Below are 13,938 nucleotides of genomic sequence, written 5' to 3'. Positions count from 1 at the left end.
TTTCATGCCCGTGGAACAAGACCGTGCACTCCCAACAAGAAGCCGCCCAGGTTGCCTGCGCGGCTTTTTTGTTTCCTGAACCCCAACTCGCGACTCGTACGCACCCACATGCCACTTCCGAAGCCTCCCGCCACTCGCGCAGCTCTTCTGTCGGCTGCTGACTACGAATCGCAATCGGCTCCCAAGACGAGCCGCCGCAGCCAGAAGGCCGCGGACCCGAAGTCGAAACTGCTGGATCTTCATGACGACCGTGCGGAGACGGCCGTCGCCAAGGCGGCGCCCAAGCCCGCGCCAGCTCCTGGCGTCACGGCGCGCGCGCCCGGCACCGGCGGCGGCCTGCCCGTGAAGGCCCCTGCCGCGTATCCGATCGCGCCGGCCCCGGCGGCCAGGCCCAAGACGAGCCTCGGCGGCGCCCGCAAGCGCGCGCGCTCGGGCGGGCCGTCCAAGCTGTTCGTGCTCGACACCAACGTGCTGCTGCACGACCCGACGTCGATGTTCCGCTTCGAGGAGCACGACGTCTACCTGCCGATGATCACGCTGGAGGAGCTCGACAACCACAAGAAGGGCATGACCGAGGTCGCGCGCAACGCGCGCCAGGTCTCGCGCGACCTCGACGGCCTGGCCACCGAGGGCTCGCTCGATCCGGTCGCGGGCATCCCGCTGTCGAAGACGGGCCATCGCGAGGCCGGCGGCAAGCTGTTCTTCCAGACCCAGTTCCTCGATGCCAAGGCGCCCTCTGGCCTGCCGCAGGGCAAGGCCGACAACCAGATCCTGGCGGTCGTGCAGGCGCTGCGCGAACAGCATGGCGCGCGCGACGTGGTGCTGGTGTCCAAGGACATCAACATGCGCGTCAAGGCGCGCGCGCTGGGCCTGCCCGCGGAGGACTACTTCAACGACAAGACGCTGGACGACGGCGACCTTCTCTACACCGGCGTGCTCGCGCTGCCCCCGGATTTCTGGGACAAGCACGGCAAGACGATGGAGAGCTGGAACCAGGGCGGCCACACGTTCTACCGCATCGTCGGCCCGCTCGTGCCCTCGCTGCTGATCAACCAGTTCGTCTACCTCGAGACGCCGGGCGCCGCGCCGCTGTATGCGCGCGTCACCGAGATCACCGGCAAGTCGGCGGTGCTGAAGACGCTGCGCGACTTCACGCACGCGAAGAATGCCGTCTGGGGCATCACCGCGCGCAACCGCGAGCAGAACTTCGCGCTCAACCTGCTGATGGATCCGGAGGTCGATTTCCTCACGCTGACCGGCACCGCCGGCACCGGCAAGACGCTGGCCACGCTCGCCTGCGGCCTCGCGCAGGTGATGGACGAGCGCCGCTACAGTGAGATCATCGTCACCCGCGTGACGGTGCCCGTCGGCGAGGACATCGGCTTCCTGCCCGGCACCGAGGAAGAGAAGATGGGCCCGTGGATGGGCGCGCTCGACGACAACCTCGAGGTGCTGTCCAAGGGCGACGGCGGCGCCGGCGAATGGGGCCGCGCGGCGACGCAGGATCTCGTGCGCTCGAAGATCAAGGTCAAGAGCCTGAACTTCATGCGCGGCCGCACCTTCCTCAACAAGTTCGTGATCATCGACGAGGCGCAGAACCTGACGCCCAAGCAGATGAAGACGCTGATCACGCGCGCGGGCCCGGGCACGAAGATCGTCTGCCTCGGCAACCTCGCGCAGATCGACACGCCCTACCTCACCGAGGGCAGCTCGGGCCTGACCTACGCGGTCGACCGCTTCAAGGGCTGGCCGCACGGCGGGCACATCACGCTGGCGCGCGGCGAGCGCTCGCGGCTGGCGGATTTCGCGTCGGACGCGCTCTGAACAGGCGTCGCCGCCAACGAGAAGGGTCGCCGCGGCGACCCTTTTTTCATTGACCGGCCACGAACGTCACTTCTTCAGCCAGTCGAAGAACGCCTGCGAGCTGCCGTCGCGTCCGAGGAAATCCTTGACGACCTGCTGCGGCGGCTTCTGCGCGCCCTCGGCCAGCACGGTGGCGCGGAAGCGCGCGCCGACCTTGGGGTCGAGCTTGTCGGACGCGAACGCGGTGCGCATGTCGGCGGCCACCGCCTGGCTCCACAAGTAGCCGTAGTACCCGGCACCGTATCCACCGGCGATGTGCGCGAAGCCGCTCGGGAAGGTCGTTCCGGAGACGTAGCCCAGCGAGGTCGCGGCTTCCATCTTCTCCCACGTCTCCATCGGGTCGGGCGAGGCCGCGCCGTGCAGCGCGAGGTCGTAGGCCGCGTAGAGCTGCTGGCGCGCGACCTGCGAGCCCTTGCCGAAGTCGCGCGCGGCGCGGGCCTTGTCGACCAGGTCGTCGGGCACGGGCTTGCACGTCGGGCAGACCTCCTGGAAGACCTTGAGCACCTTCTTGTCGTAGACCCAGTCCTCCAGCATCTGCGACGGCGCCTCGGCGACGTCCTGCGCCACGTTCTCGCCGGCGTCGCTGGCGTAGCGCGTGGCCGACAGGTTGTCGCGCAGCGTGTGGCCGAACTCGTGCATCAGCGTCTCGAGCTCGCGCAGCGTCAGGCCCCGCTTGTCGAAGTTCACGACGAGCGCCGACTGCGCCTGGCGCGGCACGCTCGTCGCGCCATTGCGGTAGTTCCACGTGGCCGCGCGGTTGTACTTGCCGTCGCGCGGGGTCGGGTCGACGAACAGCGTGGCGATCTTCCTGTTGCTCGCGACGTCGGTGACGGCCCAGGCCTGCACCTCGGGCGCCCAGACGTTGGCGTTGGCGACCTTGTCGTAGCGGATGCCGAACATCTTCTCGGCGACGCGCATCACGAAGCGCAGGCTGTCCTGCGGCGGGAAGTACGGGCGGAACGCCTCGTCGTCGACGTTGAAGCGATCGTGCAGCACTCGCTCGGAATAGAACATCGTGTCCCAGCGCTGCAGCTTGGTGGACTCCAGCGGCTGGCCGAGATGGCGCGCCTTGGCCTGGCGCAGCTCGGCGACGTCGTGCTGGTCCTGCTCGGCGACCGCGGCGCGGACGTCGTCCAGGAACTTCGCGGCCCGCGCGGGCGACTCCACCATGCGCCGGCGCAGCACGAACTCGTCATAGCTCGCGAAGCCGAACAGCTTCGCCTGCTCCAGACGCAGCTGCTCGATCTGCGCAAGCAGCTTCAGGTTGTCGGGGCCGCCCTCGTTGGTCTTGGCGCGCCACAGGCGCTCGCGCGCGCCGGCGTCGTCGGCGGTCTGCATCACGGTGGCGTAGATCGGGCCGTCGATGGGCAGCGTCACCCTGCCGCCGGCGTCGCGCGGCTGCTCCTTCCAGGCTGACTCCGGCACGCCCTTCAGCTCGGCGTCGGTGAACGCGACGAGCGTGCGGGCGTCGCGGATGTTGCGGTTGAACTGCTGGCTCAGCGTGGCCAGCTTGTCGGCGATGGCCTTGGCGCGGGCCTGCTTGTCCTTGGGCAGCGCGACGCCGGAGTCCTCGAACGCCTCCAGCGCGCGCTGCGCGGCGCGCTTGTCGACCGGATCCTTCAGGACGGCCACCGTCTGCTTCGCGCCCTGGTAGACCGCCTCGTTCATGCCCAGCGTCGCCTGGAAGTCGCTCCAGCGCTGCTCGCACTTCTCGGACTCCGTGCGCACGTCGGCGTCCGGGTGCACGTTCTGCAGGAAGATCAGCGCGCCGCTCTGGTCTTCCTCCCAGTTGTAAAGGTTCTCCCAGCCCTTGAGCCAGTCGGCGCCGGCCTTGCGCTTTTCCAGTTCCTTGACGCGCATCAGCGCGCCCTCGAGGCCGGTGGTGCACGCCGAAGCCACCTGCGGGCCGTGGTCGAACTTCGGGAAAGGCAGGTCGGCGACCGGGTTCTCGACCACCGGCTTGACCGGAATCGGCTTCGGATGGGCCGGGGCGCGCCGGCGCGCGGGTGCCGCGTCGGCCGACGGCACGGCCGTCGCCAGGGCGGCCGCGAGCGCCAGCGCGGCGGGAAACACGTTCGATCTCTTCATCGGCTCTCCGGGAACGGGAAACGCTGCTCGACAGGGGTTCGTGGCGCCTTGCCGAGCGGCCGCGCGATTGTCACTGCGTGTAGACGGAAATTCCGCGCACGATGTGACGAGATGCAGATTTACCGACCCGAAACGTTCGTGCAAACCCTGCTGGACGGCACGTAACTGCATGCAAGTCTTTGTATTTGCTCAGGTTTTATCCGCCACCCTGGTTGACCCGAAAAGCTGGCATACGTTATGCTGGCCCCGTGCGAATTATCAAGAACAACCGAGGGGCCACGGCATCCGAGCCGTCCCGCCACCTCTCCCGACTCGTTGGGATCCTGATGATGTCGGCGGCGCTTGGAGCGCCGCTGGGCACGGCGCTGGCTGCCCCGCAGTCCGTGCGCCAACCCGCGATGCGCCCGGTCGACGACCAGGGCCTGCTCGACTCGGTGGCCAGCTCGGTCGCCAGCAAGGGCTCGCAGCTGATCTCCACGGTGCGCGACGGCACGACCAACCTGGTCGATTCCGCCATGAACTTCCTGGGCGTGCGCTACAAGCTGGGCGGCAACACCGCCGAGACCGGCTTCGACTGTTCGGGCTTCACCCGCTACGTCTTCGAGTCCAGCCTCGGCCGCGTGCTGCCGCACCGCGCCGACGAGCAGGCCAACGCGCCCGAGCTCGCCAAGGTCGACAGGAAGGACCTGAAGCCGGGCGACCTCGTCTTCTTCGACACGATGCGCCGCACCTTCTCGCACGTGGGCATCTACCTCGGCGACGGCAAGTTCATCCACTCGCCCCGGACCGGTGAATCCGTGCGCATCGAGGACATCAACATTTCCTACTGGGCGCGCCATTTCACCGGCGCGCGCCGCGTGCCCGAGCTGGCCGACGCCAACGGCAACGCCAACACCTCGATGCTGGCGTCGCTGACGGCGCGCTTCTCGGGGCAGAGCGCGCTGGACAAGCCGGTCGTCACGCCCGTCGCCGCGGCCGCCGCGCCGACGGCCCAGCTGGCCTCGCTCAATCCGTCGGGCCTGCGCCTGGGCAGCACGCTGCCGTCGCTGCCGGCCACGGCGCCGACGTCGCTTGGCCCGACGCACGAGCCGTTCGCCCGCGCGATCGCCGAGCGCTGAGCATTCCCCCGATTCCGCCTGCACGGCCCGCCTCGCGCGGGCCGTGTCGTTTCCGGCGATAGCCCGACCGCCGTCGCAAGCGCGCGGGCCGGGCACAATCGAGGCATGGGCAAGATCTTCGCAATCAACGACCTGCGGCGCGGCCCCGCGCCGACGGGCCTGCGCGCGCCCGCAAGCGGCCTCGCGCCGGGCCAGGATCGCCTCGACACGCTGGCCCGGCCGTTGCGCGACCTGCGCATCTCCGTCACCGATCGATGCAACTTCCGCTGCAGCTACTGCATGCCCAAGGAGGTCTTCGACAGCCACCACGTGTTCCTGCCGCAGTCGGCGCTGCTGAGCTTCGACGAGATCACGCGGCTCGCGGGCCTGTTCGCGCAGGCCGGCGTGCGCAAGCTGCGCCTGACCGGCGGCGAGCCGCTGCTGCGGCGCAACTTCGAGCACCTCGTCGAGATGCTGGCCGCGCTGCGCACGCCCGACGGCCAGCCGCTCGATCTCACGCTGACCACCAACGGCTCGCTGCTCGCGCGCAAGGCCGCGGCGTTGAAGGCCGCGGGGCTCGGGCGCGTCACCGTCAGTCTCGACGCGATCGACGACGCCATGTTCCGCCGCATGAACGACGTCGACTTCTCGGTGGAGGACGTGCTCGAGGGCATCGCCACCGCGATCGCCGTCGGCTTCGCGCCGGTCAAGGTCAACATGGTCGTCAAGAAGGGCACGAACGACGACCAGATCGTGCCGCTGGCGCGAGCCCTGCAGGCGCGCTTCGGCAACGATGTCGTGCTGCGCTTCATCGAGTTCATGGACGTCGGCTCGACCAACGGCTGGCGCCTCGACGACGTGCTGCCCTCGCGCGACGTGCTCGCGCGCCTGCGCGAGATCGGCCCGCTGACCGCATTGCCGGCGAGCGCCGAGGGCGAGACGGCGAGGCGCTGGCGCTTCGATGACACGGGGCAGGAGATCGGCCTCATCTCGAGCGTCACCGAGGCCTTCTGCGGCAATTGCAACCGTGCGCGGCTGTCCACGGACGGCCAGCTGTACCTGTGCCTGTTCGGCACGCACGGCCACGACCTGCGCGCGCTGCTGCGCGGCGGCGTGGACGACGGCGAGATCGCCGCGGCGATCGACCACCTCTGGGCGCATCGCGACGACCGCTACTCCGCGCTGCGCACCGCCGCCACGCCGCCGCACGCCGCCGAAGAACGCCGCGTCGAGATGCACTACATCGGCGGCTGATGCCCGCCACGCCCGCGCGCGACGCCATCACCGGCCTGGTCCTGGCCGGGGGCCGCGGCCAGCGCCTGGGTGGCGTCGACAAGGGCCTGCAGCCCTGGCAGGGGCAGCCGCTGGTCGACCACGCGCTCGCGCGCCTCGCGCCGCAGGTGCGCGGGGTGATGATCAGCGCGAACCGCAACGCGCTCGCATACGCGTCACGCGGCGCGCGCGTGCTGGCCGATGCCTCGGACGACTTCCCCGGCCCGCTGGCGGGCATCCTGGCCGGTCTGCGAGCGTCGACGACGCCCTGGCTGGCCGTCGTGCCCTGCGACTCGCCGCGGCTGCCGGCCGATCTCGTCGAACGCCTCGCGCAAGGACTGGGCGATGCGCCGGGCGCAGTCGTGCGGCGCGGCGAGCGGCTGGAGCCGGTCTGCTGCCTGTTGTCGACGGCGCTGGCCGACGATCTCGAACGCTACCTCGCGGACGGCGGTCGCAAGGTCGAAGGCTGGGTCGCGCGGCACGCGGCGCCGGTCTCGTTCGACCGCCCCGACGACGCGGCGGCCTTCGCCAACATCAACACGCTCGACGACCTCGCGCGCTGATCAGCCCTGGCCGCCCAGCGCGGCCTGCACGCCCTTGTTGGCCAGCATGTCCGCACGTTCGTTGCCCGGGTCGCCGGCGTGGCCCTTGACCCAGTGCCACTGCACGTCGTGCGCGTTGGCGAGCGTCTCGAGCTGCTGCCACAGCTCCACGTTCTTCACCGGCTTGCCGTCGGCCGTCTTCCAGCCGCGGCGCTTCCAGCCGTGGATCCAGGTCATGATGCCGTTGCGCACGTATTCGCTGTCGGTGTAGATCGCCACGCTGCAGCGCCGCGTCAGCACCGACAGGCCCTTGATGACCGCGGTCAGCTCCATGCGGTTGTTGGTCGTCTGCAGCGCGCCGCCGAACAGCTCGCGCTCCTTGCCGCTGGCCGACAGCCAGCAGCCCCAGCCGCCCGGCCCGGGGTTGCCCTTGCAGGCCCCGTCCGTGTAGATCGTCACTTCGGTCGTCGAGTTCTCTGTCATGGGCGGCATCGTACCCGGGCGGCGTCTGCCTCGCTGTCGCGCAAGGCGAGCCCGCCACGATGAGCGTCAATGTCGCCGCACGCCCCTCTGGCGAGGTCCTGCTATCGCCGGGTCGCCGCGGTGCCGGGCCTCGCGGTCGTCGTCGCCTTCAAATGACGTGCCCCGCTAACGCCGCCGATTGATCGTCGCCACCGCCGGTGCCGTCGCCGTCTTCACGGCCTGCTTGCGCACCTTGCCCACCAGGTGCATCCCGCGCACGCGCTTGACCGCCACGAGGAAGTAGACCGCGCCCAGCACCGGCCACCAGCGCTCGCCCACGCGCTCCATCCACTCGAAGCGCGACAGCCACTTCTCCGAGCTCCACGGCGGCCGGTAGCAGCCGAACTTGCCGACCTCGATGTCGAAGCTCAGCAGCCGCAGCCAGTCGCGCAGCCGCCAGTAGCCGATGAACTCGCCGGCGCTCGGCAGGAACAGCGATTCGTCGGCCATGCGCAGGCTGTGGCCGGTGCGGCCCAGGCGCTGGCGCATGGCCCACAGGCTCACCGGGTTGAAGCCGACGATGACGAGCTTGCCGTCGGGCACCAGGCAGCGCGTGGCCTCGGCCAGCGCCAGGTGCGGGTCGGCGGCCATCTCCAGCGTGTGCGGCATCACGATGAGATCCAGGCTGCTGGACGCGAACGGCAGCGCCTCGGCGCAGCAGTGCAACCCGACGGGTACCTTGAGCGGCTGCGTGGAGATGCCAAGATCGCGCGGCGGCGCGATCTCCTGCGCCTCGGGGACGACCAGGCTGTCGCTGGCGAGCCAGCGGTTGGGCATGCGGTTGGCGCGCAGGCCGTCGAGCGAGGGCAGGCCCATCTGCAGCGCGTGATAGCCGAAGATGTCGAACACGGCGCGGTCGATGCGCTCCTGCTCCCACGCGAGCAGCACCTGGCCGGGCGGCGTCTTGAGCCACCCCGCCAACTCTATAATCGCAGCGCTTCTCTCCATGGATCTGATCGCCCTCCCCGCCTTCGCCGACAACCTCATCTGGATGCTTCACGACGGCCGGCAGGCCATCGTCGTGGATCCCGGAGCGGCGGCGCCTGTCAGGAACGCGTTGCGCGAGCGGGGTCTGCGGCTCGCGGCCATTCTAGTGACCCATCATCATCCGGACCACGTCGGCGGCCTGGCGGAGCTCGAGCCGCTGGTCGAAGGCACGATCTTCGGCCCCGCGCACGAGGCCATGCCGGTCGCGGTGGAGAAGATGTCGCAGGGCATGGCGTTCGGGCTGCTCGGCGCGCGGGTCGAGGTGCTGGACGTGCCCGGCCACACCGCCGGGCACATCGCCTACGTCGTCACCGAGCCCGGCGGCGAGCCGTGGCTGTTCTGCGGCGACACCCTCTTTTCCGGCGGCTGCGGCCGGCTGTTCGAGGGAACTCCGGCGCAGATGCGGCACTCACTAGATCAGCTCGCCGCATTGCCGGGCGAGACGCGCGTCTGCTGCGCGCATGAATACACGCTCTCGAACCTGCGCTTCGCGCGCACGGTCGAGCCCCACAACGCGGCCCTGGCCGAGTACGAGACCCGCTGCAAGGCGTTGCGCGCCGAAGGTGCGTGGACGCTGCCGTCGACGATCGCCACCGAACGCGCCGTCAACCCGTTCCTGCGCGTGCGCGAGCCCGAAGTGGCCGCGTCCGCCCGGGCCCACGGCGCGGCGTCGGCCGATCCCACCGCTGTCCTGGCCGCCCTGCGCGAATGGAAGAACACGTTTTGAATCTCACTCCCCCGACCCGGCGCCTGCCGCTCGTCACCGCACTGTCCTTCGTCCTCGCGCTGACGCTGGCGGCCTGCTCCTCGGTCGACCTCGGCCGCGCGGCCGCGCCCGTCACGACGGCCGCCGCGATGGCGCCCGCCGAGACCGCGTCCGCGGCCGAGCCCGCGGCGAGCGCCGCCTCGACGCAGGTCGCGACGTCCACGAGCGGCGCGGCCGGCGCGCCGGCGGCGGCCGCGTCCGACGCGGAGGCCATGGACGCCGATGACGACGACGACACCGACACGGCCGCGAAGTCCGCGCCCGCCGTGCTGCCGCCGTACGACCCGCTGCAGCCGGAGGCCAAGGTCAACCTCGACAACAGCGCCGCGCGCTCCGACCTGTGGCATCGCGTGCGCGACGGCTTCGCGATCCCCGACCTCGACAACGCCGAGGTCAAGGTGTGGGAGCAGTGGTACTCGTCGCGCCCCGACTACGTCGGCCGCATGACCGCGCGCGGCTCGAAGTACCTGTTCCACATCACGCAGGAAGTCGAGCGGCGCCACATGCCCACCGAGCTCGCGCTGCTGCCGTTCACCGAGAGCGCGTTCAACCCGCAGGCGATGTCGGTGGCCAAGGCCTCGGGCATGTGGCAGTTCGTGTCGGCCACCGGCAAGGACTTCGACCTCAAGCAGAACATCTTCCGCGACGACCGCCGCGACGTGCTCTCGTCCACCCGCGCCGCGCTCGACTACCTGCAGCGCCTGCACGACATGTTCGGCGACTGGCGTCTCGCGCTGGCCGCGTACAACTGCGGCCAGGGCACGGTGCAGCGCGCGATCGCCCGCAACCTGAAGGCCGGCCTGCCCACCGACTACGAGAGCCTGAGCCTGCCGGTGGAGACGCGCCAGTACGTGCCCAAGCTGCAGGCGGTCAAGAACATCGTCATGCACCCCGATGCGTACGGCCTGACGCTGCCGCCGGTCGGCAACCACCCGTACTTCCTCAGCGTGCCCATCGAGCGCGACATCGACGTCGACACCGCGGCGAAGCTGGCCAACGTGCCCATCGACGAGTTCCGCATGCTCAACCCGCAGCTGGACAAGCCCGTGATCCTCGCGGCCGGCACGCCGCAGGTGCTGCTGCCCTACGACAACGCCGACGACTTCGTGCGCGCCGTGAAGTCGCACCAGGGCGCGCTCGCCACGTGGACGGCCTACGTCGTCGGCAAGACGATGCGTCCGGCCGACGCCGCCAAGGCCGTGGGCATGAGCGAGGCCGAGCTGCGCGAGGTCAACCACATCCCCGCGCGCATGCTCGTGAAGTCCGGCTCGACGCTGCTGGTGCCGCGCTCGGCGCAGCACATCGCCGACGTCTCGGTGGCCGTCGCCGACTCCGCCGCGATGGCGCTGGCGCCCGACCTGCCGCCCACCCGGCGCGTCAACATGCGCATCGCCAAGGGCGGCGAGACGGTGGCAGCCGTCGCCAAGCGCTGGCACGTGTCGCCCACTGAAGTCGCGACGTGGAACCACGTCAAGCCGACGGCGAAGTTTGCGGCTGGCAGCACCGCGGTGCTGTTCCTGCCGCGCTCGACTTCGCTCGCGCGCGCGCCGGCGCATCCGGCGCCGACCAAGGCGGTCGCGAACGCGCCGGCCGGCAAGGCGGTCGTCGCCAAGGCCCCCGCTGCGAAGACGCGCGTCGCCCAGACGCCCAACGCCCGCAGCGGCGCGCACGTGGCCGTGTCGAAGGCGCCGCGCAGGACCGTCGTCGCGCACAAGGCCGCCGGCACGCCCGCCAAGCCCGTCTCCAAGACCAAGGTCGCGCAGCCCTGAGTCCACGAACCTCGAAGGACACACGATGAGCGCTTCCGTGATCGAGACCTGGCACCACCTGGTGCGCACCGGCGACGTGGCCGGCCTGCGCGAGCTGGTCGACGAGGACGCCGTGATGCACTCGCCCGTGGTGCACACGCCGCAGCGCGGCCGCAAGCTGACCGTGATGTACCTCGCGGCCGCGTTCCAGGTCTTCCGCAACCCGACGTTCCGCTACGTGCGCGAGATCGTCGGCGCCCGCGACGCGATGCTGGAGTTCGAGACCGAGATCGACGGCATCCTCGTCAACGGCGTCGACATCATTCGCTGGAACGACGCGAACCGGATCGTCGACTTCAAGGTGATGCTGCGCCCGCTCAAGGGCGTCAACATCATCCACCAGAAGATGGGCGAGATGCTCGCCGCGGCGCAGAAGCCTGCGGCCTAACCCGGATCCCTCTCGAACGCGATCACGCCGTTCGGCAGGTGCACCCACGGGTGGCGCCGGCAGTCGTAGACCGAGACCTGCGGCGGCGGGAACGACGGATCGCCGAACGCGCCGACCGCCACGCCCACCGAGGCCTCGACGCCCTCTTCCGTGTGGAACACCGTCGAGCCGCAGATCGGGCAGAAGCGGAACCGGAACCGAGCGCCCGCGTCCCCGGCGCGCACGTAGTCGGTGGCCTCGCCGGTGACCATGAACGGCGCCTCGAAGCTCGCCAGCGCGGCGAACACGCTGCCCGTGCGGCGCTGGCATTCGAGGCAATGGCAGACGCCGATGCCACGCGGCTGGCCCCGCACCTCGATGCGAAGCTGGCCGCAGGAACACGAGGCGATGCGGGTCGCGGCGGGGTCGGTCATCACGGTCTCCGGGATCGGTTCGTCGAGCGCTGGGGCATCATGCCGGCGTGAACGATCAAGTCAAGGACGCCCCGCCGCACGCCGTCGCCCGCCTTCGTGCAACCTGCATCGCGCTGAGCCCGACGCGGCCCCGTCTCGACCGCGGCGAGCCGCGCCAGCAGCGCTGCGCCGCCTGCCGCCTGCCGCCCAGCCATTGCGCGTGCGCCCTGCGCGCGAGCGTGCCCACGCGCGCGGGCGTGTGCCTCGTGATGTCGGAGTTCGAGTCGCTCAAGCCCAGCAACACGGGCTGGCTCGTCGCCGATGTCGTGCCCGACACGTTCGCCTTCGCGTGGTCGCGCACCGCGGTCGATCCGGCGCTGCTCGCGCTGCTGGCCGATCCGCAATGGCAACCGGTGGTCGTGTTTCCCGGGGAGTTCGCGGCGCCGGAGCGCGTCGTCACCGAGTTGCCATCCGACCCGACGCGGCGTCCGCTGTTCATCCTGCTGGACGGCACCTGGGCCGAGGCGCGCAAGGCGTTTCGCAAGAGTCCGTATCTCGACCACCTGCCGGTGCTGGGCCTGCAACCGGAACAGCTCTCGCGCTACCAGCTGCGCCGCTCGTGGCACGAGCACCATTTCTGCACCGCGGAGGTGGCCGCACTGTGCCTCGCGCTGGCGGGCGACGCGCACGCGGCGCAGTTGCTCGAGGCCTGGCTGGACGTGTTCAGCGATCGCTACCTGCGCGCGAGGCAGAGCGTGGCGCCCGATCCCGAGGATTCGACTCATCGGCGCTTGCACAGCCTCGCTTCAGTGTCACGACAGACGACAACCAGCCCCTAATCCGCAGGCCTTGACGCTGCCCATGACACGGCGGCTAATCGGACACCTTTCGCCAGCACGGGAGTCCCTCCGATGTCGCACGCCCGCAAGCCCCTGACGCTGCCCGACGCGCTCCGCCGCGCAGGTTTCCTGAGCCTCCTGGCGCTGTCCGCGCCGATCGCCAACGCGCAGGTGACGGTCGTCTCCGGCACCTGGAACGCGTTCCGCGACAACCGCTCGACGAACGACATCCATTCCAGCCAGGGCGACGAGGTCCAGTACGGCGCCGACATCAGCGGCGGCTCCGCAGGCGACTTCGTGCGGGCCTTCGATCCGACCACCGGCATGGCGACGGGCTGGTCGCAGTGCGGGCCGTTGGCGGTCAACGAGAATTTCTGCTCCAGCTCCTTCAAGTATTCGTCGACCGTCATCAACGTCGACGATCCGTGGCGGATCCAGTTCACCAACAATCCCGCGGCCGGCCCCGAGGTTTCGGCGGCGGCGCCGAGCATCGCGGCGGCGCCGCTCATCCCCTTCCCGACCAACGTGACGATCTCGGCCGGCGCCACGCCGCTCACGCCCGTCATCAGCTGGACGGATCCGGCAGGCTATGTCCCGAACGGCATTCGCATCAACATCTACGACAAGGGCCAGATCCTCCCGAACGGCGTGGCCAACAACACCGAGAGCATCACGCTCACCGGCGCGGCCGCCGCCGCCACGTCGTTCACGCTGCCGGCGCCCGGGGTGGCGCTCAAGCTCGGTGGCAACTACGCGATCGGACTCCAGCTCATCTCGGGTCGCGGCGGCGTCGTGACATCGAACAACGCCACGTTCCTGTCGCGCTCGCAGTCGTACTTCGATTTCAGTCCGCAGGCGAGCGGGCCGCTCGACGTGCAGTTGCCGACGATCACGTCCGACGGCGTCTACAGCTTCCACGTCGGCGACGTTTCCTCGTCGTCCATCACCTTCATCGACCCGGCGGTCGCGACCGGCTACACCTATGCAACGGCGACCGGCGAGCCGAACTTCAAGTCGGTGCTGCTGCCCGACACGGGCGGCGGGCATTTCACGCTGACGTTCACGGTCGACGGCGTCACGCAGAGCGTCAGCCTCGATGCGGGGGCGCAGTTCTTCTTCCCGGGCGCCGGCGTGTCGACCTTCGTCGTTTCGGGCATCGACCCGGCGGCGGGGATCGATCCGACGAATGGCGAGGCCTTCATCACCGGACTGACCTTCGAGTCGGACGGGAGCTTCGACGGCACCATGACGCCCATGACCTTGACGGTCGGGGCCGTGCCGGAACCCGGCTCCCTCGCGCTGATGCTGGGCGGGCTCGCGTGCGTCGGCTTCGGCGCGCGCAAGCGAAGCGCAGCCGCGCGCGCGTCTCGCTGA

13 protein-coding genes are annotated in these 13,938 nt (G+C 70.1%); 9 read left to right on the top strand and 4 right to left on the bottom strand.

The features are described from left to right. Window positions 1-108: 108 nt before the first annotated feature. Window positions 109-1,824, top strand: a complete 1,716-nt coding sequence (locus LPC04_RS09855) for a PhoH family protein (RefSeq protein ID WP_275682045.1) — start codon at window positions 109-111, stop codon at window positions 1,822-1,824. 66 nt (window positions 1,825-1,890) lie between these two features. Here LPC04_RS09855 and LPC04_RS09850 read toward each other — a convergent pair whose 3' ends face one another. After that, window positions 1,891-3,951, bottom strand: a complete 2,061-nt coding sequence (locus tag LPC04_RS09850) for a M3 family metallopeptidase (protein WP_275682044.1) — start codon at window positions 3,949-3,951, stop codon at window positions 1,891-1,893. A gap of 329 nt (window positions 3,952-4,280) precedes the next feature. On the opposite strand from LPC04_RS09850, the gene LPC04_RS29070 reads away from it, so the two are divergent. The 3 genes from LPC04_RS29070 to mobA all read left to right on the top strand — a co-directional run bounded on the left by LPC04_RS29070 (window position 4,281) and on the right by mobA (window position 6,883). Further along, complete coding sequence (locus LPC04_RS29070; RefSeq protein WP_420854712.1) at window positions 4,281-5,069, top strand: C40 family peptidase; 789 nt, start codon at window positions 4,281-4,283, stop codon at window positions 5,067-5,069. Between the two features lie 105 nt (window positions 5,070-5,174). Beyond that, window positions 5,175-6,302 carry a GTP 3',8-cyclase MoaA gene (moaA, locus tag LPC04_RS09840; protein ID WP_275682043.1) on the top strand — a complete coding sequence of 376 codons (1,128 nt, stop codon included), beginning with the start codon at window positions 5,175-5,177 and terminating at the stop codon, window positions 6,300-6,302. Next, entirely contained in the window at window positions 6,302-6,883 is a 582-nt protein-coding gene (gene mobA, locus LPC04_RS09835) for a molybdenum cofactor guanylyltransferase MobA (protein ID WP_275682042.1), read from the top strand. Before moaA ends, mobA begins: the two co-directional genes overlap by 1 nt. On the opposite strand, the gene rnhA is transcribed toward mobA, so the two are convergent. Together rnhA and LPC04_RS09825 are read right to left on the bottom strand one after the other, a co-directional pair. Next, window positions 6,884-7,345 (bottom strand): ribonuclease HI, encoded by a 462-nt coding sequence (gene rnhA, locus LPC04_RS09830; RefSeq protein ID WP_275682041.1) that lies wholly within the window; start codon window positions 7,343-7,345, stop codon window positions 6,884-6,886. 165 nt (window positions 7,346-7,510) lie between these two features. After that, window positions 7,511-8,332 (bottom strand): class I SAM-dependent methyltransferase, encoded by an 822-nt coding sequence (locus tag LPC04_RS09825; RefSeq protein ID WP_275682040.1) that lies wholly within the window; start codon window positions 8,330-8,332, stop codon window positions 7,511-7,513. Here LPC04_RS09825 and gloB point away from each other — a divergent pair. From gloB to LPC04_RS09810, 3 genes are read left to right on the top strand one after another with little or no spacing between them, the layout of a single operon-like run. After that, complete coding sequence (gene gloB, locus LPC04_RS09820) at window positions 8,331-9,098, top strand: hydroxyacylglutathione hydrolase (RefSeq protein WP_275682039.1); 768 nt, start codon at window positions 8,331-8,333, stop codon at window positions 9,096-9,098. The two genes, LPC04_RS09825 and gloB, sit on opposite strands and share 2 nt — an antisense overlap. After that, window positions 9,095-10,906, top strand: a complete 1,812-nt coding sequence (locus LPC04_RS09815; protein WP_338055432.1) for a transglycosylase SLT domain-containing protein — start codon at window positions 9,095-9,097, stop codon at window positions 10,904-10,906. The genes gloB and LPC04_RS09815 overlap by 4 nt, the downstream gene beginning before the upstream one ends. Window positions 10,907-10,931: 25 nt before the next feature. Beyond that, the gene (locus LPC04_RS09810) at window positions 10,932-11,333 is read left to right on the top strand and encodes a nuclear transport factor 2 family protein (RefSeq protein WP_275682038.1); all 402 of its coding nucleotides are present in this window, start codon (window positions 10,932-10,934) and stop codon (window positions 11,331-11,333) included. Here LPC04_RS09810 and LPC04_RS09805 read toward each other — a convergent pair. Continuing rightward, complete coding sequence (locus tag LPC04_RS09805) at window positions 11,330-11,746, bottom strand: GFA family protein (protein WP_275682037.1); 417 nt, start codon at window positions 11,744-11,746, stop codon at window positions 11,330-11,332. The genes LPC04_RS09810 and LPC04_RS09805 overlap by 4 nt on opposite strands. A 47-nt stretch (window positions 11,747-11,793) precedes the next feature. On the opposite strand from LPC04_RS09805, the gene LPC04_RS09800 reads away from it, so the two are divergent. Together LPC04_RS09800 and LPC04_RS09795 are read left to right on the top strand one after the other, a co-directional pair. Continuing rightward, entirely contained in the window at window positions 11,794-12,564 is a 771-nt protein-coding gene (locus LPC04_RS09800) for a tRNA-uridine aminocarboxypropyltransferase (protein ID WP_275682036.1), read from the top strand. Window positions 12,565-12,636: 72 nt separating this feature from the next. After that, window positions 12,637-13,938, top strand: coding sequence for a PEP-CTERM sorting domain-containing protein (locus LPC04_RS09795; protein WP_275682035.1), 1,302 nt, complete (start codon window positions 12,637-12,639; stop codon window positions 13,936-13,938).

Origin of the sequence: Scleromatobacter humisilvae (genome assembly GCF_023231945.1) — a bacterium.
GTDB classification, from domain to species: domain Bacteria; phylum Pseudomonadota; class Gammaproteobacteria; order Burkholderiales; family Burkholderiaceae_C; genus Scleromatobacter; species Scleromatobacter humisilvae.
Note: the sequence above shows the minus strand (reverse complement) of the source record. Positions and strands in the feature narration are given on the sequence as shown.

Excerpts from the sequence above, each read along its gene's own strand:
- LPC04_RS09855 (WP_275682045.1), top strand. The coding sequence starts at position 109 with ATGCCACTTCCGAAGCCTCCCGCCACTCGCGCAGCTCTTCTGTCGGCT.
- LPC04_RS09850 (WP_275682044.1), bottom strand. The coding sequence starts at position 3,951 with ATGAAGAGATCGAACGTGTTTCCCGCCGCGCTGGCGCTCGCGGCCGCC.
- LPC04_RS29070 (WP_420854712.1), top strand. The coding sequence starts at position 4,281 with ATGTCGGCGGCGCTTGGAGCGCCGCTGGGCACGGCGCTGGCTGCCCCG.
- moaA (WP_275682043.1), top strand. The coding sequence starts at position 5,175 with ATGGGCAAGATCTTCGCAATCAACGACCTGCGGCGCGGCCCCGCGCCG.
- mobA (WP_275682042.1), top strand. The coding sequence starts at position 6,302 with ATGCCCGCCACGCCCGCGCGCGACGCCATCACCGGCCTGGTCCTGGCC.
- rnhA (WP_275682041.1), bottom strand. The coding sequence starts at position 7,345 with ATGACAGAGAACTCGACGACCGAAGTGACGATCTACACGGACGGGGCC.
- gloB (WP_275682039.1), top strand. The coding sequence starts at position 8,331 with ATGGATCTGATCGCCCTCCCCGCCTTCGCCGACAACCTCATCTGGATG.
- LPC04_RS09825 (WP_275682040.1), bottom strand. The coding sequence starts at position 8,332 with ATGGAGAGAAGCGCTGCGATTATAGAGTTGGCGGGGTGGCTCAAGACG.
- LPC04_RS09810 (WP_275682038.1), top strand. The coding sequence starts at position 10,932 with ATGAGCGCTTCCGTGATCGAGACCTGGCACCACCTGGTGCGCACCGGC.
- LPC04_RS09805 (WP_275682037.1), bottom strand. The coding sequence starts at position 11,746 with ATGACCGACCCCGCCGCGACCCGCATCGCCTCGTGTTCCTGCGGCCAG.
- LPC04_RS09795 (WP_275682035.1), top strand. The coding sequence starts at position 12,637 with ATGTCGCACGCCCGCAAGCCCCTGACGCTGCCCGACGCGCTCCGCCGC.